Consider the following 23,507-nt stretch of genomic DNA (forward strand, 5'->3'; position numbering starts at 1 on the left):
CTATAACAAAGCATTTCATTTCAGTAAGTCTATTTAATATCATCTCTGGTATCTTCGGCGCTCTGCCGCTTCAGAAATCTCATGCTTTTCCCATATAGCAGCAGGAAGGTTTCTGACCAAAATGTAGAGATTTACATTAAGAGGCCTTCCACCATCTTTATAAGGAGGTCTTCTATGAACAATGTATCTTTACCTGTAAACCGTATTTACAAGGATCGACTCTACAAGATGATTTTTAATGACAAATCAGAATTACTGAAACTTTACAATGCAATTAACGGAACTCATTATGATGATCCTGCAATGCTAACAATTACTACATTGGATAACGCAATCTACATGACAATGGAAAATGATCTTTCCTTTATTATTGATATGCGCCTGGCACTTTATGAACAACAGTCCACGGTAAATCCCAACCTGCCTTTACGCTTTCTCATGTACATAACAGATATTTATTCAGCCTATACGAAAGACATGAACATATATGGTTCCAAGAAAGTGCAGATTCCGCTGCCTTCCTTCGTAATCTTTTATAATGGTGTGAAGTCGCAGCCAGACAGGACAGAATTTCTTCTTTCAGAGTTATTTCATCCAACAACCGACCAACCAGCGTTGGAATTGAAAGCGGTTATGCTTAACATCAATAAGGGGCATAACCAGGAATTAATGAATGCCTGTCATACCCTTCGTGATTACTCCGAATATGTTGCTCGCATTCGTACCTATTCTGCTGAAATGCCACTGACTGACGCAGTTGAGAAGGCAATTACCGAATGTATCCATGAAAACATCCTGCGGGATTTTTTACTAAAGAACCGAGCGGAGGCGAAAGCTATGAGTATTTATGAATATGATGAAGAGAAAACCTTGCGTATGTTTCGGGAAGAGGGTTATGAAGACGGAGAACGGAATGGAAAAATCCAGGCAACTATTGAAATGTGTTTGGAATTTAACCTCTCTTCAGATGCCATTGTTCAAAAACTAATGACGAAATTTCAGTTTTCTGAAAACCAGGCACAGGAATATCTAGACAACTATATAGCTCAAAATTCTTAAACTAATTTTTTCTATGAATAATTGTAATTTCATAATATCCTTGCGCAAAACTGGCGGAGGATAAATACTTCCTTCATCTGGAAGCATCTCCCCCGCCGCCTTAATTCCTACAGAAATTCCTTCAGCTTCTCCACATTCTCCTCTTCGAATTCCTGCAGCCGTTCCATCAGTTTTTTGATGTCTTTCTCCACGTCATTTTCGTACTGATGAAGCTTTTTCACGGCTTCGGTAATTCCCATGCTGCTGCCCTGGATCAGCATTTTGGCGATGTGGGAGGTGGAGTCGTCGGCCATAGTCTGGAGGTTAACCATAAGGTAGGTGCGGATTTTTTCGAAGGTGCCAAGACCTTTTTCGTCATATCCGCTTCGATTCAGAATATCCCTGGCTTCATTATGAAACTTCCGATAGCCCTCAATCTGCTTTTCCAGATATGTCTGCAATTTTTCGTCTTCCGTGATCTCAAGCAGCTGCTCCAAGGTGTCTATACCCATCTGGGAATTCTGATACACATAGTTTAGAAATTCTACATCGGCATTCATAAGCGTGTCTCCTTTACTGTAAATCCATTTCTTTACATATGAAATAATAAAACTATCCTCTATGTCTATTGTAGAATTCCCGTTTTTGCCGTTATTATTCCAATACACGCCCATATTCTGCCCTTCTTTTCGTTAAATATAGTTTCCAAATCAGCCTCATAGCCTGCTTACTCCATTTTATTACTTTGATATAAAATTTCATTCAAACCATGCTTCCATGGGCAAAGAGGCCACGAATATTTGAGAGGCTGGACAGTATGGACAACAGAAGCAAATCATGCAAAGCTTCAATTTGCAACTACTCACTTTTACTCATACTTTACAATTTCCTTCTTCAGCCTCTTCATGATCCGTTTTTCCAGCCTGGAAATATAAGACTGTGAAATCCCCAGAAGGTCCGCCACTTCTTTCTGTGTTTTCTCCCTTCCCTCCTGCCTTCCAAGCCCGAACCGCAATTTGATAATCGTCTGTTCCCTTGGAGAAAGCTTGGAAATTGCTTTTCCCAGAAGCTTGATTTCCACCTCGTTCTCCAGCCTCTGGGAGATCACATCATCATCCGTTCCCAAAATATCAGAAAGCAAAAGCTCGTTTCCGTCCCAGTCCACATTCAGAGGCTCATCTATGGAAACCTCCATTTTCGTCTTACTGTTACGTCTGAGATACATAAGAATTTCGTTTTCAATACATCTGGATGCATACGTAGCCAGCTTAATATTTTTTACCGGGTTAAAAGTATTGATTGCCTTGATTAGCCCAATCGTACCAATGGAGATCAGATCCTCCACACTCACACCTGTATTATCAAACTTTTTGGCTATATAGACCACCAGCCTGAGATTGTGCTCGATCAAGGTAGACTTTGCCTCTTTTTCCTCTGGTGTACCCAGTTTTTCAAGGATCCTCGCTTCTCTTTGTGTTTCCAGTGGCGGCGGCAGAATATCACTTCCACCAATATAATAAACCTCTCCCTGTCTGCCGAGCAGGAATCTGGGCATTACCTGAAATGGATAATACGCTGCACTTGCTGATCTGTTCATGAATAAGTCCCCCTCCTAATGCAAAATTCTGGAATTCAACAGTACCTGGTACTCTTTTCCCAAAGCAGAGGGTTCCACGGCCAGCGCCAGCACCGGATTTGCCACATGAATCACCTCCCTGGGAGTGTGAATACAAAGGTCATCTAACACCACTGCCAACAGCACGCCTTCCTCTCCGATTGTCTTATAGGGCAAAAAGTGCGGATGCAAGTCAGCCGGCTCTGTACCTTCCAGCTCCCCTGGGTTCTCCTTAAGGTGTTTCAGCCTGTCTGCATTTTCCTGCGGAAGCAATGCGTCCAGAACCTCCGGTTTTATAATAAATACCTCCTTCTGGCTGATGGGGTCTACAAGAAAATTTCCTGTATCCAAAAGCCCGAAAAACGGTTGTACATTTCCCCGATAGGACAGGGTAACTGGATAAATATTTTTCCATCTGGCACGGAAAGAATCGCTAAGATAGATCAGTGCACTAAGTCCCATGTAGGCTCCTGCGGCAACAATCAAAAAGCGTATGGGTGTCGCCTTTTTTACAGGTGCCGCTTCCATAAGGCCTCCCATGAAAAAAGCCATCAGATAAACAGTCACCAGTGCTTTTACCAGAAGTCCGTTTTTCTTAAGATCCAGTCCAAGAACCAGCATGCCCCAGGCACAGCCGCCATGGAGCAGTACCTTTGCAGGAAAAATCATATCCGGCAGTACATATAAAATGAGGCAGGAAAACAGAGCGCCAATGGCTGCCGCCAGCAAAATCCTTCCACGATTTCTTTTTCGCAAGAAAAGCTTTCCTACAATGCAAAGAAGAACGTAATCCATTAAAAGATTCGTCAGAAAGACGATGTCTATGTATACGTCATAATACATAAAAAGCCCCCTGTGGCCTGTCGTCCGTTACCTTTTGTGGTAACGTCAATCCTTCACTTTGGTAAGTGAACCCATTATACGGTCACAGAGGGCGCAGATTTTGTCAAAAAGGGGCGGGAAATCCTAAGAATTTCTCGCCCCAAATCGACAGCATGATCTGTCATTTTTCGTTATTTTGTTCTAAATTAATTCTGTCAATATTATTTTCAATTAAAGCAATTCATTTTTTCATGCTTCGTGCAAAATTAATTCTACTGCTTTAATTCGTCTTCTTCATTTTTCTCATGTAAAGCATCCAGAAGACTTCTCAGTTCTCCAATCGGAAACTGTCCCGGTGCAGATGCGGCGCCAACTGTTCCAAAGGTAATGCCAGAGCCGAAGTTCTCTCCGGAAATTCGGGTAATAGAACCAATACTTCCCATTGCCATGGATACCAAAGGCTTTTCGCACTCCTGTCTCATAGCATTTGTTGCCTCCATAATTGCTGCCACGTCTTCGAAACCATGAGGCATTACCGCCATTTTCAAAATATCAGCGCCTGATTTTTCCATTTCGCGGAAGCGGTTTAAAAGAACCTCCTGACTGTCTGTTTTGTGGAAATCATGGGAAGAAGCGATCACTTTGACTCCTTCTTTTTGAAGCTCTGCCACCAGCTTTTTCTTCTCTTCCGAATTACTCATAACTTCCACATCAACCAGGTCTGCCTTTTTGCCTTTTGCAATATTTATATTGCAGGCAGCGTAATCCTCCAGAGAAATGGTAATATTTCCGCCTTCCTCACTTGTCCGGATTGTAAAAAGCAGTGGTGTTTCACCAAGAATTTCTGCCAACGCTTCAAGCACATTCTGGCAGGCTTCCGGATTCATCAGTTCTTCAAAGAAATCTGCACGCCATTCCACCAGATCTGCAGCTGCTTTTTTGGCATCCTCTGCTTCCTGGCAGATTTTTTCTCTGGTGGTTCCAGTAAGAGGAACGCAGATTTTCGGGATTCCTGCTCCGATAGTCAGGTTCTTTATCTGAATAGGTTTTGTCATTTCTTGACATCTCCTTTCTCATAGAATAATATATACTTAGTAACGCTTTAATGATTTCCAGTTTTAAACTAAATGAAAGTTCATGTTCCAATATCTTAAGGCTGTTCATACTAGAGCGTGTTTGAAAAAGGCTTTCTGCAAGATGTGCGTCACAATTTGTGGGAGATTTCGCTCGGATGAGGACGCCGTAGCGGGCTACGGCAACCGAATTCGGGTGAAATATACCGCAAAGTGGGGCGTGCAGATTGCGGGAATGATTTTTCAAACACGCTCTAAAACGATCCAGGATCAGACGAAGCTTAATCTCTCCATTTTCACTGTTCACAATGCTTCTTCTCTGATGGATAATTGCGCGTCTGGAGCCGGAGAACTTGCGGTCGATTTTTAATACGGATTCATAAGGGCGAAAGCTTACTGCTGTATGGTATGTATCATTCTGGGCAAAACGCACTGCAAATTTTTTATAAATATTCTGCGCATCTGCCGGGCGAAGGGTGATTTCCATATCCACACATCTTCCCTCTATGCCATCCAGACGAATTACATCCTCAAAAGCAACATTCTTATATTCTGTCTTATTTGTGCGAAGCTTCTCAATTTCCCGAATCGGTTTCTGGATCAGGCGGCCGTCTTTAATGGAAAGCTCTCTTGGAAGGCTCATCTGTCCAAACCATTTTCCCTTCGGAATTCTGTTATTCGCACATGTATCCCAGTTCTGCATCCAGCCGATCATAATTCTTCTTCCGTCTGGTGCTTCCACTGTCTGCATTGCATAATAGTCGATACCATAGTCCACTGCCTGGTCTTTTTCCGGAATAAAGGTTTTGGTCTCTTCATCAAATTTACCAATCAGGCAAAGGGTTCCATCGACATTGTTGTTGCTGCAGTTACAACTGCGATTGCCATTGAAATACGTTTTTTATTTTTGCTTCCTCCTGTTTTTTACGTTCTTGTTCGGACGTTTTCTTTATGATTGTATGATAGCATTGCGCCTTATACATGTCAAGCGGTTGTCATATTTTTCTGTGATTTTAAAGTCATTTCGTTAGTTTTATACTATTTTATAGCTCTTATTTTGTGCAATTTTAAATGTATTTTATACTGATATGTTGCGTAATTTCAGTTTTTTCTTAAAATTCGTTCTTTCTAATATCGCAACCGCATATCATATTTATCATCGTACAAAACAAAGCGAACAAGTATGTTTCATACTTCCTAAATCCATCAAGCTTTTAGAGACTTGTTATGCTTTGCGCATCAGATGCACTCTGCTTTAGCAGACAGATTCCTATTGCATAAAAAAATCAGCTGCTACGCAAAAACCAGAGGCAATTGCTATAACAGCTGACTTGTAATTTTCTATTCGGGAGATTTCCCGGTTATCTAAAAGAAATTCCTGTTTCTTTCAGGTTGTTCCGCGCTCAACCAGGGTAACCGGAAATACGGTCTTGGTGGGTACCATTTTTCCCTCATTGATCTGTGCGATGGTAGCAACTGCTATCTCTGCCATCTGCTCCACAGGCTGATGAATCGTCGTAAGACCCGGGCTGGTAAACTGCGCAATGTTCACGTCATCAAAGCCTACAAGCTTCAACCGCTCCGGAACCTTAATTCCCAGATCCGCACATGCCTGCAGTACGTAAGCACCAATAACATCCGAACTGGCAAATACACCATCCACCTCAGAATTATCCACCAGTGCTTTTCTCACAAATTCATAATATTCCAGTGAATCAAAAAGACGTTTGTCTGTTACCATAACCACATTATCTTTATTTAATCTTTTACAGGTATCGCTAAATGCAACTTCACGGAGATCTCCGGGCATATGGATATCAACCCCTGCACTTGTTCCGCCGATATACATCAGTTTCCTGCAGCCTTTATCAATAAGCAGCTCTGTCGCCAGTGTACCGCCCTGATAGTTATCACACTCAATCCCGGACGTCCCTTCATCCATAGAACGCTCCAATGTGATCAATGGAAAATCCAGTCCTTTAAACTTCTCAGTCTCAAAGCTTCCACTGCAGAGAACCGCACCGGCCACTCTTTCGCTTTTACACATCTCAATGCACTGTTCTTCACGCTCTTCTTTATATCGCGAAACAAAAAGCATAATACGATATCCCTGCCTGGCAGCTTCCCGCTCCAGACAGCTTAACACCTTGGAAAAATAAGGATGTTCAATATTCGGCAGAATAACTCCGATGGTATTGCTCTTCTGTTTAGACAGAGCACGAGCTGTCTCATTAGGCTGATAATTCAGTTCTTTCATCACCTGATATACTTTCTCTCTGGTCTTGTCACTGATATAGCCTCTGTTATTCAGGACTCTGGAAACAGTTCCTACCGTCAGACCCGAGGCCTTCGCCACATCCTTAAGTGTTGCCATATATATAAATCTCCTTTATTGCGAGCTGCAGTAATTTTTAACCGAATCAAATAGTGAAGCGAACCTGGAATATCCGCTTGACTTTCATCTTGATTTTATCACCTCGTAGTTTCTTGAGTCAACCGATAAATATACTCCGTTTTCACGCCGTTAAACTTACTGTTGCTGTTCACTGGTAACATTCCGCGAGGTGTTTTTTGAACAAAGTTCACAGTAACAACTTACTCTGTTTTTACACCGATAAGTATATTCTGTTTTTACATCCACCCGGCATCCATGTCACTGCAGGCCATCACCACGCAGTCGATTCCAAGAAGGATCAGATAACCGCCAATAATAAAGCCCGTTGAAAACAACGCTACCCACGGCCAGATGATCATCAGACAGCCAAGGATGATTCCAAGAATATTTACAATCAAAGTAAAGTAATAGTAAACTTTTCCTGCCAGACGGACCAGAGGGATGTGGGTCAATCTGGAAACAGAATGAGCGATGAACCAGATTGGGAGAAGCAGGGTCATAATCAGCTCTCCGGCATTTGGGTACATCAGAAGCATTAGTCCGGCAAGGAGACTTAAAATTCCAGTCACCAGAGCAATGGTAGGTCCGAAGCCGATATAGCGCTCTGTTTTTGCATAAAATACAATATCTGAAATTCCGGTAATGACAGCAAGAAAACCATACGCAAAGGTAATTCCGCGGAGCATGCCGCCTGGATTACACAACGTATAAATTCCAAGAAGGATCAACAGGATTCCCTCGATGAGTTCCAGCCAGCCATAACGTGAACGTCTTCTCATTTTTCCTCACTCTCCTCTTTGTTATTTAAAATTTTCATAAACTCTTCGCCAGTTATCGTTTCTTTTTCATAAAGGAACATAGCCAGTTCATCCAGTTTTTTACGGTTGTCTGTCAGGATCTTTTTGGCTTTTTCATGTTCTCGTTTTACTAATTCTACGACCTTCTCATCGATTTCCTTCTGGGTATCTGCGGAGCAGGAAAGGGATGCATCGCCGCCAAGGTACTGGTTGGAAACGGTTTCCATAGCCACCATGTCGAACTCGTCGGTCATTCCGTAGCGGGTGATCATAGCTCTGGCAATCTTGGTTGCCTGCTCGATATCGTTGGAAGCGCCTGTGGTGATCTCGCCAAACACGATTTCTTCTGCAGCACGTCCGCCGGTGAAGGTTGCAATCTTATTTTCCAGTTCTTTCTTTGTCATCAGATACTTGTCACCAGTTTCTACCTGCATGGTATAGCCGAGTGCACCGGAAGTACGCGGAATAATAGTAATCTTCTGAACAGGAGCGGAATGGTTCTGAAGGGCTGCCACCAGGGCATGTCCGATTTCGTGATAGGAAACCACTTTTTTCTCCTGGTCAGAGAGAACTGCGTTTTTCTTCTGGTAACCAGCGATTACCACTTCAATGCTCTCTTCCAGGTCTGCTTCTGTAACGATTGTACGTCCGTCACGGACTGCACGAAGTGCTGCTTCGTTTACAATATTTGCCAGCTCGGCTCCGGATGCACCAGATGCCATACGTGCGATGGTGTGAAAATTCACATCATCGGATGCTTTGATTTTTCTTGCATGAACCTTCAGAATTGCTTCACGTCCTGCAAGATCGGGAAGCTCAACTGGTACGCGGCGGTCGAAACGTCCTGGACGGGTAAGTGCCGGGTCAAGGGATTCCGGGCGGTTGGTAGCTGCCAGAATGATAACCCCATTGTTGCCTTCGAAACCATCCATCTCTGTAAGCAGCTGGTTCAGTGTCTGCTCACGCTCATCGTTGCCACCAACCTGGCCATCACGTTTTTTACCGATGGCATCGATCTCATCAATGAATACGATACATGGGGCTTTCTCTTTCGCCTGCTTAAAAAGATCACGAACTTTGGAAGCACCCATACCTACAAACATTTCTACGAATTCAGAGCCGGACATGGAAAAGAATGGAACATTCGCTTCTCCGGCAACGGCTTTGGCAAGCATTGTTTTACCAGTACCTGGAGGGCCTACAAGGAGAACGCCTTTCGGCATGGAGGCTCCCACGTCTGTGTATTTCTTCGGGTTGTGAAGGTAATCTACAATCTCTGCAAGGTTTTCCTTGGCTTCATCCTCTCCGGCTACATCTGAGAAACGGATTCCTTCACTGGACTGAACGTAAACCTTTGCATTGCTTTTTCCCATGCCAAATGCCATGGAGTTTTTGCCTCCAGCCTGCTCCATCAGCTTCTTCGCCATATAATTTCCAAGAACTATGAAAATGATCAACGGCAGAAGTCCGGTTACCAGGAAGCTGAGAATCGGAGAGGCCTGCTGGTCAATGTCTTTGGTAAAGGTGGCACCGCACTCATACAGACGGTCGGTGAGAGCGGGGTCATTCATAAGACCGGTTTTATAAATTTTTTCGTTGTTCTTATCGGTAAAGACGATCTGGTTATCTTCTACTTCTACTTTACCGATGTTTTTGTCATTAATCATGCTCATGAAGGTACCATAATCGGTTTCTTCTACCTGATGTTCCATTAAGATTGGGGAAACCACCAGGTTAAAGACGATCAGTACCAGAAGCACAATGCCGTAGTAATAGATCAACGGCTTTTTTGGGGTTTTTACTTCTTTCATGGTTGTAGTCCTTTCTTATGTAAACTAATAATGTCTACTCTTCTACCTCTTTCTTCTCTTCCAGGCGCTGGGCTTCAATAGCCTCCAGCGATACCAGAAGTGCCCGGTTTACTGCCTGCATTGCAAAATCAAGGGCGTATTCTGCGGTGAGGATTTTCTCCTCCGTTCCCGGGAGCACATTTCCAAATATTGGCTCCTTATTTTTCAAATTTATGTTTTCTGCCTCCAGCACTTTTCCAACTGCTGCCTCCACCTGGTCGTAGACGCCTGCCAGCTTCATTACACAGTCTGTCTTGGAATGGCGAAGTCTGTTTTCCAAAGTGATACGGCTTTCCTGACATTCCTGTCGAAGATTCTGGATCTGTTGGTGGAGTCTTTCCGTATCCATACTCTCCGCCAGCTGAATCCGACTGTGGGTCTGTTCCAGTTTTTTATCCAGCTCGTACATTTTTACGGATAAAATTTCATGTGCCATATATGGTTCCCTCCTCTCCTTGCGGATTACGTTATCATTTCCGTTCTTTCTCAAACAGGCTCTAGCGCATGTTTGAAAAAGGCTTTCTGCAAAACGTGCGTCACAATCGCACTCCGTAATCCTGATGATTTTATTCTAGTACAAGCAGAAGAAAGTGTCGATAGCCAAAAATTTCACCGTGTATAGACAAAACGGGCAAAGTGTAAAGATACACCTTGCCCGTTTGATCTCTTATTTAGTTCCCTCCATGTATTTGCATCCGGCCTCTGGATTCTATTCCCAGTCGGTCTCCACCTCCGTCAATTTCACTTTCAAAACTGCTTCAAGGTCAATAAACACAGGAATAAAACTGTCACGAATAAACAGGAGCATTTTTCAGCACAGAAAGACATCTTCTGTAGCATTCTTTCCCATCATAATCAAATAGACTTCGTGTACGATCATATCCAGATTCTTCGTATCCTCCGGTGTCCAGTCCTGGAAAATACCAAAGATAGCATGGCTGTGGTAACGGAGGATCAGTTTCAGCTCCTGGCGGCTATAATTCTGGTACAGATTTTTTTCTTCCACAATGCTCTCAAACAACTCGTAGGTTCCTTGCATAAGGGTTTGTTCCAGTTCTTTGCCATAATTACTTTCTATGCCTTCCCGCACTTCTGGTATAGCATTGATGGCAAAAACAAACAGATACTTCAGCGCTGCTTCTGCGCCGCCCTGCTCTTTGCACGCCTCTAGCAGCCGCCTGGTTCCCTGCTTTATGCTCCACTGAATCATATCCGGTATTCCTTCGAAATGGTAGTAAAATGCCTGCCTGGTGATCTGGCACTCTTCCACAATATCCTTTACTGTAAGCTTCTTTACTTTTTTCTCCAGAACCAGCTTACGGGCTGCTTCTGTGATGATTTCTTTCATGTCCATATACTGTGGTTCTCTTTCCTTTATCCGGTGTTGAATCATAAACAGTCTCTAATTCTTATACCTTAATAGCTACATGCAAATCATATTATCGGCAACAACGACTAACTACAGCTCATACAATTTCACAGGTTATATATCTTTAACAATTTTCCTATGACGCTTATACCCACTGCATTTTCCAATAATGCTTATATTCATACTTTGAGTTTCTAATTTGACTCTTCTGAATCTGCAATATTTTCCTCATCTACAGTATCTTGTTTCTCTGGTACCACTGCATCTTCTCGCACCTGCATAGCGGCTCTCTCACGAATGCTCTTCTTCGGGGCGGCCGGTTGAGATTGCTGAGAGGATTTCTTCCTGGCTGGGTCTACTGCAAATTTGCGTTCCGGATCAGCCTTGGCAACTTTGCCTAAACGGGTGGCACCCCAAAGTAAAAACAGCGGAAGCACAATGGCTGTAAAAAGAAGCCCCAGATTCATCAATCCGGTAAAAAACAGAATTACCTGCATGACAATCTCTGTTATAAGAAGCGATATGGCCAGTTTCACAGAAAATCTGCTCTTATCTACTCTGTTGGAATTTCTTACAGATAGAAATCCAACTACAGCTTCCCAGATTCCTACTGCAATAAAACAAATACCAATCCCTTTCAGAAGTCCACTTCCCACTCCGGCATTCTCAAGAAGTTCTACATACTCTGCAGTTCCTTTATCTGCTTCCAGAGCTGTCATAAAGAAATTGATTCCATACATGATCGTGGAGGTAATGGCTGAAAACATCAGGAAAATACCACCAAACATCAGACACATCTTGCCATTCATCGCCTGCCGTGTCACCTTCATCTGCTCAAATTGATCCATAATCAAACCTGCCTCTCTTTTTTGCGAACCGACAAAAACACAATTTTAATATTAGTCTAACATATCACTTTTCGTTTTTCAATGTACAGGTTCCTGTTCGTGTAACAAACATTATGGGTTACGATTCTCGATCTTCGCAGAAACAGGCTCTAGCTTAATAATTACCTTTACTTTCCAGATTCAGCTTTATATAATGTATTAGAGTGTGTTTGACGCACAAGTTACATGTGAAAGGCAGGTTTTACCAATGAACTGCAATAAAAAAGATCTTTTACTTTATGCCGTTACTGACCGCAGCTGGTTAAATGGCAGAACTTTATATGACCAGGTCGAAGAAGCCTTAAAAGGTGGGGCTACCTTCATTCAGCTACGCGAAAAAAATCTGGATACAGATAGTTTTCTCAAAGAAGCTGCGGAAATCAAAGAGTTATGTGCGCGCTATCATGTACCATTCGTGATCAATGACAATGTAGAAATTGCAAAAGAAATCAATGCCGATGGCGTTCATGTAGGGCAGGAGGATATGGCTGCTGGTAATGCCAGAGCCATCCTCGGTTCTGACAAAATCATCGGCGTTTCTGCGCATACAGTTGAAGAGGCTGTTCTTGCTGAAAAAAATGGCGCAGATTATCTGGGAGTAGGTGCCGCATTCCAAACCGGAACCAAAAAAGATGCCGGCAATATCAGCCATGAAACTATAAAACAAATATGTAAGGCTGTAAATATTCCCGTTATTGCCATTGGCGGAATTACACATGACAATGTAATGGAACTGGCTGGAAGCGGTATCTGCGGAATTGCAGTTGTAAGTGCCATCTTTGCAGCTGAAGATATTACAAAAGCAACCAGAGAGCTTAAAGAGCTTACTCTCAAAATGAAAGATTCTACTTGTATTTCCAAAGACAATGCATCTTCCAGGAAAGGAATTTCATGTTAAGGGGTGCCATCTGGGATCTGGATGGTACGATTCTGGATTCTATGTCAGCCTGGGATCATGTAGGCGAAAATTACCTGCGAAACCAGGGAATTGAACCTGAACCGGATCTGGATGAAGCAATCGCCACTATGAGTCTCCACCAGGCAGCTGACTATTTTATTGAGCACTATGATGTAAAACAGACCCGAGATGAATTGATCAAGAGTGCTGTAGCAATTGTAGATGATTTCTACCGCTATGAAGCTCAGCTGAAGCCTCATCTGAAAGAATTTCTGGCTCAGCTTCATGAGACCGGAGTCAAAATGTGTATTGCCACTGCTACAGAGCGCTCCCTCGTGGAAGCTGCCCTGGCACGTTGCAGAGTGCTTGACTATTTCAGCGAAATCTTTACCTGCTCCTCTGTGGGTGCCGGAAAGGACGAACCAACCATTTATCGGGAAGCCTTGAACTTTCTTGGCACTGACCGAACCAATACCATGGTCTTTGAAGATTCTCTTCATGCCCTTACTACAGCTAAGAAAGATGGCTTCTATACCACTGCTGTGTACGACTCTCATGAAGAAAATCAAGAGGAAATACAGCGTCTGGCAAACTGTCGGATTCATGATTACGGTGAGTCGGAAGAGTTTATTAATTTTACAAAAAATCTATAGAACTTTTTATTTGTCGGGAAGCTTAATTGCTTCCCGATATTCTTTATTCAACCAAGTATCTACTACATTGACGCAGGATGATTTCTTCATATGCAAGGCGGAGGAAGGAGGCGTAGCGGTGGCTACGGCGACCGACGACAACGCAGCAGATGAAAAATCAGACAAGTCAATATGGCAGTTACTTAATATTCGATGTACTAGCTTATCTGCCACTTCACATGACTTCCCTTCTCGTCTTTGCTGACGATCAGCTGATCTTCAATCTCCTGCTTCAGCTCGGTCACATGAGAAATAATTCCAATCAACTTGCTTCCTCCCGCCAGTTCCTGAAGAACCTTTACCGCCTGTTCTCTGGAATGCTCATCAAGGGAACCGAAGCCTTCATCCACAAACATTACATCAAGATGTATCGCTGCAGAGCTCTCCTGGATCTGATCTGCCATTCCAAGTGCCAATGCCAGGGCTGCCATAAAGGATTCTCCTCCGGAAAGGGTACGGACTTCACGCTCTTTGCCGGTAACATTAGAATATACCATAAGATCCAGACCACGATTCTTGCCTTTCCCCGCATTCTCCTCGTCTACCATACGAAGTTCAAACTGTCCGGCAGACATATTCGCAAAGCGGCGATTGGCCGCATAAAGAATCTTCTCCAGGTAATATCTCTGCACATAGGTTTCAAGATCCATACGGTTTCCGGACATATTTCCAGACAACAGCTTATAAAGAGTTTCCAGCTTGGTATGCTTTTCAATGATTTTACCTCGCTTCTCCATCTGAGGGCTAAGAATATCATATGCCTCTTTATCAGCTTTATACTGTTCTTTATAAAGTTCCAGTTTCGTCTGAGTCTGAAGCCGTACTTTCTCAGCTTCCTCCATCTGGGACTTGGCAGCTTCCATATCCGGCTTGCTCCTGCCATCTATGGCTTTTCCAGCTGTTTCTGCAGTGGTCTGTGCGGCTAGTTTTTTTCGCTGCCAGCTGTCTGCTTCTTTTTGCAAAAGCTCCGCTGTTTCACGGGTATAGTTCTCTGCTATGTCCGCCCATTCTGCCTCTGTCATATTTTTCTCATTCATCAAAGTCTGATAAAAGGCCTGCCGCTCCTGGTAAAGCTTCTGGTGATCTGGAAGTTCCCCTTCAAATCGTTTAATCAAGCTGGTACAGTTAACCAGCTCTTCAGAAGACGCTTTTTCTTTCTTTTCAGCTTCCTTGGAAGCAGCTTCTGCAGCTTTCCATTTTCCTTTTGCCTGGTTAAACTCTGTCATAGCCGCCTCTTCTGATGGATATTCCCGGGAATCATTCAACTGCTTCAGAAGAGCTTCTGCGCTCTTGGCTGACGCTGCTGCCTCAGTCAGCTTTTGTCCGCATTCCTCTACGGCAGTTTTTCCTGATTTCTTCCGCTCTTCTACCTGTCCCAGAGCATCCTGAAGATTACGCAATGTTTTCTGGGCTGTATTAAGTCTTGTACCCTCTTCCTGTAATAAAGTTTTCCAGGTTCCAAGAAGTGTCTGTATCTGCTTCAGCAAGGCATTCCAATTACACTCTTTATCCGCCATCTGATCCTGGGCTGCACCAGAGACTTCTGAATTTCTGCTCTCCTGGAAATTTTTTATATTGTCTCCCAAAGAATCAAATACTTCCAGCATTCCTGCTTCCGGGAACTGCTCATGATCATTTAAAATACGCGTGCACAGCTTCCTTCCTGTCTCTTCCAAAAGTCGTTCTTTTTCTGCAACTATATCCACAGCTGACCTTGCTTCACCGGCAGACTGTTCCTGCCTGTTTCGAAGCTCAGAAACTTCTTTTTCTGCCAGTTCCAATTGCTCACGGGTGAGATCTCTATGAAGGGTAGAAGCTATGCATGGATTCGGATGTTCTATTGCGCCGCATACAGGACATGGTTTCCCCGGCTGAAGCTCGCGTGCCAGAAAACCAGCCTGCTCATCCAGAAAAATTCTCCGCATAGACTCATATTCCTGGCTCTTTGCGTCATATCTGGTTCTATTCTTCTGGTATGTCTCTCGTGCTTTCTTCGCCAGTTTTTTCTGTGTTTCTACACCTTTAAGAAGATCTTCCGTTTCTTGTACTTCAATGCCAAGTACTTCCAGTTCCTGATTTTTCCCTTTCCAGACAGCAATTTTCTCATTAGTGTCGGTCAGCTTCTCTGACTGAGCCCTCCAGTCTGCTTCCTGCTTCTCCATTTTCTCCAGATCTTCTCTGGCTTTGCGGTCTGCGGCCTGCGCTGCGGTCAGATTTTGCTGGCTGGTCTTTACACTTTTTTCTGCTTCCTTGATCTGCTTAAGGAGCTTCACTTCTTTATTCACGCGCTCATAAATAGTGGTGTACGCCTTAAGCTCCTTCTCTGCCGTTTCTTTCACCGCCTTCGCTGTCTGAATGACAGATTGTGACTGTTCTTTTAATAAAGGAGCTCGTTCCTGCTGCTCCTTTAAGGCACTCTCACATGTCTGCATATTACGCAAGACATCCTGACAGCGTGCGTATTCGCCTTTTATTTCGTATGCTTTCTTAATTTTCTCTGACAGAATGGTCTTTTCCCCTATTTGTGCTTCCACTTTCCCACATTCAGAAAGCTGAACCTCAGCGTTTTCCAGCTGCGCATATAAATTCGTCAGCTGAATGGAACTGTTGTAGATATCCCTTTTTTCGTCGCGGAGTTTTGATGCGGATTGTAATTCTTTCGAGGTAAAATTCACACTTTTCTCCAGTGTTCTGCATAACTCGCCCAGATGATCCAGAAAGCAATCCATCACTACAATTTCCCCATTCAAAACCTGCTTTTTTAGCCCTTCTATTTCCTGCCACTGGTCATATTCCTGGGGAATTACCACATGGGCAGCTTCAGTCTGACATGCAGTTTTGATCTGGGCAATCTCTTTTTCCAGGGAACGCTTGCGATTCATCAGCTCGTCCACAATATTCTGGTATAATTCAGTGTTAAACAGCTTCCGGAAGATGACTTTCTTATCATCAGATTTTGCACGAAGAAGCTCCATAAATTCTCCCTGAGCGATCATGGCAACCTGCATAAACTGGCTTTTGGTAAGACCGAGGATCTCCCCCAGCTTGCTGTCAGCTTCCTTCTGTGGATATTCGGTACCATCTGGCATGATCAGGCTGACAGACCCCGGTACTTCACGACTTCCTGTATTTTTCCCCGCCCCTCTTGTCAGAAGCTTCAGATGTCTGGGAACACGGCGGACAGTATACAGCAGGCTATTTTCTCCTGCCCCTTCGGAAAAAACAAGCTCTACAAATGGTTCAACGTTCAACTCTGCATACTGGCTTTGCAGTACAACACCATCTTTCTTGTTTGTACTGGAGCTGGCTTCACCGTAAAGAGCAAATACAAGGGCATCAAATATAGTTGTTTTTCCTGCTCCGGTGTCTCCGGTCACAAGAAACAGATTCTGATTCGGCTCCTGAAAATCGATCTGTGTCAGTTTTCCGTAGGAACCAAACGCCTGCATGATAAGTTTCACAGGTCTCATTTCGTCACCTCCTGTACTGTATTGATAACCTCCTGAAGAATTTCCTGCTCTTCCGCATCTGCATTTCCGAGGAACTGGCAGCAAAGTTCAAATGGATTCAATTCACGCTCACTGTCTGCATGTCTGGTATAATCAACCTGCCGCACAGTCTCACGGCGTATCTCTAGAAGCCCTGGAAAAGCCAGACGCAGACGATCCTGCATATCAATTACGTCCAGATCCACCTTATCCGTAAGAATTACTGTCACATAATCTTTACAGCGCTGTGCCAGAACACTCTCTAAATCTCCCTTGATCACTTTTATCTGGCGCAGCGGTTCCAGTGGAATTACTTCTGTAGTGATTTCGCCCTTTTGTTTTATGTCAACCATTATAATTCCTTTATTCTGACCTGCTTCACTTACAGAGCATGCCAGCGGCGTTCCACAATAGCGATAAAACTCGCCGCCTGCTTTCATTGGCTTATGAATATGTCCCAGTGCCGCATAGTCAAATTTCTGCAGAATATCGGCTGACACCTGGTCAATATTTCCTACTGTCCGGATCTCAGAGTCCATTCGTTCAACTTCTTCTGCACTCTCCCCCATAGGCAGATAGAATTGATGGCTGACCAGAATGTTTCTCTGGTTTATGTCAACCTGTTCACGTTCTATCAGTCTGTGGATCGTATCATTGTAAGAAAGATTATTTCCATTCTCGTCTGTACCAGTGATCAGCTTCACCATGGAAGGCTTCACAAAGGGAAGCAAATAAAAATTCACCGGACCATATTCATCCTGAAGTACCACTTTCTCAATCTGATCTTCTTCTGTCTGCGGCGGCATTCCGATCATATAAATTTTCTGACGATCAAGTACACTTCGAAAGCAGTTCACGCGGGGCGCGCTGTCGTGGTTTCCACTGATCATCATAATTACAGAATCCGAAACTGCATTTCGCAGCTTTCCGATAAAATGATCAAACACCTCCACTGCTTCTGCAGACGGAACTGCTTTGTCATAGATGTCCCCTGCGATCACGATCGCATCAGGTACTTTCTCTGCGGCCTTCTGAATTATTTGATCCAGTATATATTCCTGATCTTCTCTGAGATCACGATTGATTAATTTCAAGCCAATGTGTAAATCTGATAAGTGAAATATTCTCATAAACCGTTCCCCATTCTTATCTTCTCAAAATTCCTGTTAAACTATATATTTCATATACCTTAATGTTACCGATTGTATATATAAAACCAACTTCATAGCCCTATGCATTTCTGTTATATTCTCTCTCAATCCACGCCATCAACACATCTACTATGTATTCCTGCTGCTCTTCTGTGAGCTGCACTCCTGCTGGAATTCTATGCCACTTATACAAGCATCCCCGACAGCAGCAGCCAGTAGCATGCTGAGCCAGGAATACAGGGTGCCCGCGCATTGGAGTCTGTTTGCCATCATTGGGAATCTGAGCCGGAGCCAGACGTGTTCGCACAAAATCTGAGGCATGACTGCGGATGGTATCCATTCCTTTCTCCCGGATATACTGTATATCCTTGTCCTTCAGATGAAAACGACTGCGAAAATTCGAGCGGGACAGGCGGGCAAACAGATCACAAAACTGGTCCTGTTCCGGATCATATTTTCGCAAATACTTCTCATATCCATTCAATATTTCTGCAATTTTCAAATTAAGCTCTGAACTATTATACGTATAGTTCTCATCCTCTAAACGAAAATAGAAATCTATATTAACTTTCAGCTTATTGTTTCCACGCTTTATTCCTCTGCCGCTATTTCTGAAGTTACTACTATTCGTCGTATTATTAATTCCTTCATTTTTTTCATTTGTTCCACCGCCTTCTTCCTGCACCAGAAATTTCACCTGCGCTGCATGCCTCTTCAGAAGAGGAATAATGCAAAAATACAGCCGGTCATCTTCCATATGAAGATACCCCAATACCTGTTTGTCTTTATTCATAAGCTGAATCTGATTCCCATGGAAAGCTTTTGGAAACAGATATTCGCCAGACTGCAAGCTTGCTATAAGCCTGCCTTCCGGGGATGCGGCTTCTGCCGCCAGAAATGCTTTAGCCCGATAAATTCTCTGACCTTTTCTATCTGTGCTCTCTGGTTTCATCAGGGAATCCAGAACCAGTAATGGGTTCACATATTGCATAGAAAGATATTCAAACAGCTTCGCCTGGATGCGAAAACGGTATTCCTTCAAATCTGGTACAGAAGATAAGTCTTCTGCGTTTACGGCATTCTCCGTTCTCTCAAGGAGGACTGCCGCTGCATGACGAATACTGGTAAGAAAAAGCGCGAAATCCTCTTCCTCCGGATCCCACATATATTTTCCACAGGCAGCCTGATAATACAGTTTCCCCTGGGCTTCCTTTCGTTCTTCTTCAGAAAGATTCATACTATAGTGCAGATAAATATTCCTTGGTATAAAAGCAGCCTCGTTCCATTCACCAGACCATTCCTGATGCTGTTCCCTCTTCCCAGATTTATGATTGTCTGTGCCATGAGCCTCTGTTCCATAAACTTCCGTTCCATATGCGTTCTGCATTTCCCGGCTATCGCTCTGGCTCAGTATCCGATACGCTTCATTTATCTCCTGTGCACGCTGAATATGAGCTTCCCTTACTTCATTCAATGAGTCCGGATGAAAACGGCTGATCATCTTATGATATTTTCGCTTAATTTCTCTTTCATCATCTTCTGGGACAATCCCCAGAAGTTCTATTGCATCTTGTGTATTCATTATATATTCCCGATATTTTTATTTCGTTTTTGTCTTCATATTCTTTCAGTATACATTATTTCAAGTAAAAGGGCTATAAATTTCCAATTTAACTTACTCTGAGTAGATGTCATTATAAATGGGAATCGGTTAGATATTGTTATGATTTATGGCTGGGAAACTAGTTCCCAGCCATTTTTTCTGATGTGTCTTGTTATAATTTTATCGGATGTGTTTCGAAAATCTTTCGTCTTCTTATTGATCTTAGGTATTTTGGTTGATCTTTAGCGGCTTATGAATCTTTAGTAATTTACAAATCTTTGGTGAAACACAGAACTTTCGTACTTCTAAGTTCTTTTGTATTTTCAGATTCTTTTGTGCTTTATTGCTTTCTTTCGTATTTCAGATTTCTTAAGTGTTTTTCGTATTTCTCTTTCGTTGATGTATCTATACTACCATATCTGTCGCTTTTTGTCATCTGGCAAAGTGAACATATTTTCGATTGTATTTTCATCTATTTTTTATTCTATCAATATATTACATCAATACCAGCATGATAATCCCAACTATCACAAGAAGGGGAAGTGCTATGTAGATCAGACCTCCCAGAACTAATCCGATCAGGACAAGGGGAAGGAATATCAGACGAAAAAAGATTTTCGTAATTCCCCAGGTTGCGCGGAAGGCAAGTCCGATCATTTTGCCAAATATACCAAACATTAAAATGATAAATAACAGCGTCAGCATAAATTGTCACCTCGTTTTCTTTTCAAGCATTATACAATATGGTCTGCCCTTTACTGTAATCAACGACTTAATGGGGATTTTCACTTCAAATAAAGAAAAAATTTACAAACAGCGCAAAAAGCCCCCTGCAGAATCATTCCGCAAGGGGCGATTATTCACTATACGATTATATACTTCGCTTAAGCCTTAAGCCATCATCGGCTCCAATGCCTTAGCCAGCTTCTCTTCCTCAGCTTCTGCCTCTGCAAGATCTTTACCCAGTGTAGTGTAATAAATCTTAATCTTCGGCTCTGTTCCGGATGGACGAACAACTACAGTCTCGTTATTCTCCAGTTTGTAAATGAGAACATTTGCTGCTGGAAGACCGGTCTCCTCAGGCTTCTTATAATCGGTAACCTTCACTACCTTGTAGCCTGCAATGTCTGCCGGCGGGTTGTCACGGAATTTCTGCATGATTCCTGCCATAGTGTCCATTCCGCTGAGTCCCGGGAATTCAAAGCTGTCAACCTTGTTCAGGTAACGGCCATACTGTGCGTAAATCTCCTCAAGTCTCTGCTTCAAGGAGCTTCCAATGCTTCTGTAGTATGCAGCCATTTCGCAGATCAGCATGGATCCGATAATGGCATCCTTATCACGTACATACGGTCCTGCAAGGTATCCATAGCTCTCTTCAAATCCGAAAATGAAACGGTCCACTTCACCAGCAGCCTCAAGCTGTGCGATCTGGTCACCGATCCACTTAAATCCGGTAAGTACGCTTCTAAGCTCTACACCATAGTGCTCTGCAACTGCATCTGCAAGAGGTGTGGAAACGATAGATTTCACTGCAACCGGGTTCTTCGGCATTGTGCCTTTCTCGATACGGCCAGCTGCAATATAGTCAAGAAGAAGAACTCCCACTTCATTACCACTTACCAGCTCATAGGAACCGTCCGGGCATTTCATGGCAATACCAACACGGTCTGCATCCGGGTCAGTAGCAAGCATAAGATCTGCTCCTGTCTCCTTGGCAAGCTTCAGTCCCTGCTCCAGCGCTGCGAAAATCTCCGGGTTCGGGTAGCTGCATGTGGTAAAATAGCCGTTCGGGTATTCCTGTTCCGGAACAATCGTTACATCTGTGATTCCGATATCCTTCAGGATCTGGGTTACCGGCACAAGTCCGGAACCATTCAGCGGGCTGTAAACCAGCTTCAGTCCTGCTGTCTTACAAAGACCTGGACGAACCTGGCGGGACTCGATTGCATCGTAAAGAGCACGTTTGCAATCGTCACCAACAAAGCGAATCAGGCCTTCCTCAACGCCCTCTGCAAAGGACATGTATTTCGCGCCTGTCAGAATGTCTGTCTTCTGGATCTCATCATAAACGATAGCTGCAGCATCATCTGTCATCTGGCAGCCATCCGGGCCGTAAGCCTTGTATCCATTATATTTAGCAGGGTTATGAGATGCGGTAACCATAATACCCGCGTTGCACTCATAGTAGCGTGTCGCAAAGGAAAGGGCCGGTACAGGCATTAATGCATCATAAATTCTGACCTTAATGTCATTGGCAGCCAGAACTCCTGCTGCTGTTTTCGCAAATATATCACTCTTCAGACGGCTGTCGTAGCTGATTGCAACGGTCTGAGTGCCGCCCTGAGTCTTCACCCAGTTAGCAAGCCCCTGTGTAGCCTGACGCACTACATAGATATTCATACGGTTGGTACCTGCTCCAAGAACTCCACGGAGTCCTGCTGTACCAAATTTCAGAGCTACTGCAAAACGATCTTTAATTTCTTCATCGTTTCCTTCAATCTTAGATAATTCTGGTTTCAGATCTGCATCCTCGAGATCCGCTGCCATCCAGCGCTTGTACTCTTCGTTATACATTTTAACCACTCCTGCCATTATTATTCTGTTTATTTTGTCTAATATTACTACAGATATTAATAATATACCACATTTTTCACGAAACGGCAATATAAGCGACAAATTTCTACCAGACATTTTTTCTCTGTTTTCCACTAATTTCCGACAATTATACATTTCAGCCGCTAGTTCACAGGGAACATTCCATTCTCACATTATTAATTTAGGTATAGCGTTCCCGGCTTTTTTACGCTATAATAAGATAATGTGTGAAAGCAACCATCCTAACCGCTTTCCCTTTATCTGACATTGAGATTTGAAAAACACTATAAAATTCAATTGCAGCAATCTTTACAGCTGCAGAACGGAGGAGATTATGGAAATTGTCTGCCTAGACTTAGAAGGTGTGCTTGTCCCGGAGATCTGGATCGCATTTGCCGAAGAGACCGACATTCCGGAGCTGAAACGAACCACAAGAGACGAGCCTGATTATGATAAATTAATGAAATACCGTCTGAACATTCTGAAAGAGCATGGTCTTGGTCTGAAAGAAATCCAGGAGACCATCGCCAGGATCGACCCGCTTCCAGGCGCCAGGGAATTTCTGGACAAATTAAGAGCACAGACCCAGGTTATCATCCTCAGTGACACTTTTTCCCAGTTCGCAGGTCCTCTTATGAAAAAGCTGGGCTATCCTACCATCTTCTGCAACACACTGGTAGTGGGCGAAAATGGCGAAATTACTGATTTCAAAATGCGCTGCGAAAAGTCCAAATATACCACTGTGAAAGCCCTGCAGTCCATCGGCTACGACACCATTGCCAGCGGTGACAGCCACAACGACCTTGGCATGATCCAGGCAAGTAAAGCAGGATTCCTGTTCAAGAGCACGGATGCTATCAAGGCTGAATATCCGGAGATTCCGGCTTATGAAACATATGACGAGCTGTATGACGCAATTATGAAGGCAATTAAAAATTAATGTAAAGTAAAACTTGGATTCCATCCAGTTTCCGCCAATACATAGCAGTTGGGCAACTGCTATTCCTAAGCATGTCATTTCAGGTGCGCTCTTAGCGAAGGTAAAATCCACAACCTGCATAGACTTAGGCGTGAGGGCTTTCCCGAACGTCTTAGCCAGAGTTGACCGTTAGTTCACCGGAGCGCGGTACCGACCTGCGTGGAATATCAGTTGCCCAACTGTGTACCTCTTATATCTTCTTCACGCTTTCCCTCTCAATAAACTGCGTACACATCTGCATCTTGATCTTAATCC

19 protein-coding genes and 2 pseudogenes are annotated in these 23,507 nt (G+C 43.5%); 5 read left to right on the forward strand and 16 right to left on the reverse strand.

All coding sequences use genetic code 11. From position 1 onward, the window contains the following. Nucleotides 1–174: 174 nt before the first annotated feature. A complete protein-coding gene (locus tag AB5642_RS10650) occupies nt 175–1,059 on the forward strand; it encodes a hypothetical protein (protein ID WP_148463753.1) in 885 nt (294 codons plus the stop codon). 107 nt (nt 1,060–1,166) lie between these two features. On the opposite strand, the gene AB5642_RS10655 is transcribed toward AB5642_RS10650, so the two are convergent. The 4 genes from AB5642_RS10655 to aroD form a co-directional block, all read right to left on the reverse strand. After that, a complete protein-coding gene (locus AB5642_RS10655) occupies nt 1,167–1,598 on the reverse strand; it encodes a hypothetical protein (RefSeq protein ID WP_118584315.1) in 432 nt (143 codons plus the stop codon). A 308-nt stretch (nt 1,599–1,906) separates the two neighbouring features. Beyond that, nucleotides 1,907–2,593 carry an RNA polymerase sporulation sigma factor SigE gene (sigE, locus tag AB5642_RS10660; protein ID WP_173772878.1) on the reverse strand — a complete coding sequence of 229 codons (687 nt, stop codon included), beginning with the start codon at nt 2,591–2,593 and terminating at the stop codon, nt 1,907–1,909. A gap of 57 nt (nt 2,594–2,650) precedes the next feature. After that, the gene (locus tag AB5642_RS10665; RefSeq protein WP_173719350.1) at nt 2,651–3,496 is read right to left on the reverse strand and encodes a sigma-E processing peptidase SpoIIGA; all 846 of its coding nucleotides are present in this window, start codon (nt 3,494–3,496) and stop codon (nt 2,651–2,653) included. A 251-nt stretch (nt 3,497–3,747) separates the two neighbouring features. Beyond that, entirely contained in the window at nt 3,748–4,530 is a 783-nt protein-coding gene (gene aroD / locus AB5642_RS10670) for a type I 3-dehydroquinate dehydratase (RefSeq protein WP_173719351.1), read from the reverse strand. An 82-nt stretch (nt 4,531–4,612) separates the two neighbouring features. Here aroD and AB5642_RS10675 point away from each other — a divergent pair. Then, nucleotides 4,613–4,765: pseudogene (locus tag AB5642_RS10675) on the forward strand (DUF6783 domain-containing protein); the annotation flags it as partial. Here AB5642_RS10675 and AB5642_RS10680 read toward each other — a convergent pair. From AB5642_RS10680 to AB5642_RS10710, 7 genes and pseudogenes are all read right to left on the reverse strand, one after another. Beyond that, nucleotides 4,697–5,398 (reverse strand): annotated as a pseudogene (locus AB5642_RS10680) (DUF6783 domain-containing protein); the annotation flags it as partial. The pseudogenes AB5642_RS10675 and AB5642_RS10680 sit on opposite strands and share 69 nt — an antisense overlap. Nucleotides 5,399–5,935: 537 nt before the next feature. Further along, nucleotides 5,936–6,922, reverse strand: a complete 987-nt coding sequence (locus AB5642_RS10685; protein ID WP_173772287.1) for a LacI family DNA-binding transcriptional regulator — start codon at nt 6,920–6,922, stop codon at nt 5,936–5,938. 257 nt (nt 6,923–7,179) lie between these two features. Then, a complete protein-coding gene (locus AB5642_RS10690; protein WP_173772285.1) occupies nt 7,180–7,722 on the reverse strand; it encodes a DUF308 domain-containing protein in 543 nt (180 codons plus the stop codon). Further along, the gene (ftsH, locus tag AB5642_RS10695) at nt 7,719–9,551 is read right to left on the reverse strand and encodes an ATP-dependent zinc metalloprotease FtsH (RefSeq protein ID WP_368371589.1); all 1,833 of its coding nucleotides are present in this window, start codon (nt 9,549–9,551) and stop codon (nt 7,719–7,721) included. The genes AB5642_RS10690 and ftsH overlap by 4 nt, the downstream gene beginning before the upstream one ends. 34 nt (nt 9,552–9,585) lie before the next feature. Further along, a complete protein-coding gene (locus AB5642_RS10700; protein WP_173718369.1) occupies nt 9,586–10,026 on the reverse strand; it encodes a hypothetical protein in 441 nt (146 codons plus the stop codon). A gap of 375 nt (nt 10,027–10,401) precedes the next feature. Further along, nucleotides 10,402–10,944: a TetR family transcriptional regulator gene (locus tag AB5642_RS10705; RefSeq protein ID WP_368371590.1), complete on the reverse strand. Its 543-nt coding sequence runs from the start codon at nt 10,942–10,944 to the stop codon at nt 10,402–10,404. Nucleotides 10,945–11,153: 209 nt separating this feature from the next. Then, a complete protein-coding gene (locus AB5642_RS10710) occupies nt 11,154–11,807 on the reverse strand; it encodes a hypothetical protein (protein ID WP_118581976.1) in 654 nt (217 codons plus the stop codon). A 247-nt stretch (nt 11,808–12,054) separates the two neighbouring features. Between AB5642_RS10710 and thiE the strand changes: the two genes are divergently transcribed. Both thiE and AB5642_RS10720 read left to right on the forward strand, forming a co-directional pair. After that, nucleotides 12,055–12,744 carry a thiamine phosphate synthase gene (thiE, locus tag AB5642_RS10715; RefSeq protein WP_173716083.1) on the forward strand — a complete coding sequence of 230 codons (690 nt, stop codon included), beginning with the start codon at nt 12,055–12,057 and terminating at the stop codon, nt 12,742–12,744. Beyond that, complete coding sequence (locus AB5642_RS10720; RefSeq protein WP_173716082.1) at nt 12,738–13,397, forward strand: HAD family phosphatase; 660 nt, start codon at nt 12,738–12,740, stop codon at nt 13,395–13,397. Before thiE ends, AB5642_RS10720 begins: the two co-directional genes overlap by 7 nt. Before the next feature lie 197 nt (nt 13,398–13,594). On the opposite strand, the gene AB5642_RS10725 is transcribed toward AB5642_RS10720, so the two are convergent. The 5 genes from AB5642_RS10725 to AB5642_RS10745 form a co-directional block, all read right to left on the reverse strand. After that, on the reverse strand, nt 13,595–16,906 hold the full coding sequence (locus tag AB5642_RS10725; protein WP_173716081.1) for an AAA family ATPase: 3,312 nt from the start codon (nt 16,904–16,906) through the stop codon (nt 13,595–13,597). Then, the gene (locus AB5642_RS10730; protein ID WP_173716080.1) at nt 16,903–18,054 is read right to left on the reverse strand and encodes an exonuclease SbcCD subunit D; all 1,152 of its coding nucleotides are present in this window, start codon (nt 18,052–18,054) and stop codon (nt 16,903–16,905) included. The genes AB5642_RS10725 and AB5642_RS10730 overlap by 4 nt, the downstream gene beginning before the upstream one ends. 100 nt (nt 18,055–18,154) lie before the next feature. Continuing rightward, the gene (locus tag AB5642_RS10735) at nt 18,155–19,657 is read right to left on the reverse strand and encodes a DUF4186 family protein (RefSeq protein ID WP_173716079.1); all 1,503 of its coding nucleotides are present in this window, start codon (nt 19,655–19,657) and stop codon (nt 18,155–18,157) included. A 516-nt stretch (nt 19,658–20,173) separates the two neighbouring features. Beyond that, the gene (locus AB5642_RS10740) at nt 20,174–20,383 is read right to left on the reverse strand and encodes a hypothetical protein (protein ID WP_118581997.1); all 210 of its coding nucleotides are present in this window, start codon (nt 20,381–20,383) and stop codon (nt 20,174–20,176) included. Between the two features lie 186 nt (nt 20,384–20,569). Further along, nucleotides 20,570–22,252, reverse strand: coding sequence for a phospho-sugar mutase (locus AB5642_RS10745; RefSeq protein ID WP_302672984.1), 1,683 nt, complete (start codon nt 22,250–22,252; stop codon nt 20,570–20,572). A gap of 355 nt (nt 22,253–22,607) precedes the next feature. Between AB5642_RS10745 and thrH the strand changes: the two genes are divergently transcribed. Next, complete coding sequence (gene thrH, locus AB5642_RS10750) at nt 22,608–23,213, forward strand: bifunctional phosphoserine phosphatase/homoserine phosphotransferase ThrH (RefSeq protein WP_173718361.1); 606 nt, start codon at nt 22,608–22,610, stop codon at nt 23,211–23,213. Nucleotides 23,214–23,507 lie beyond the last annotated feature (294 nt).

Origin of the sequence: Ruminococcus sp. 1001136sp1_2201st1_G3_2201SCRN_220225 (assembly GCF_040924365.1) — a bacterium.
GTDB classification, from domain to species: domain Bacteria; phylum Bacillota; class Clostridia; order Lachnospirales; family Lachnospiraceae; genus Blautia_A; species Blautia_A faecis.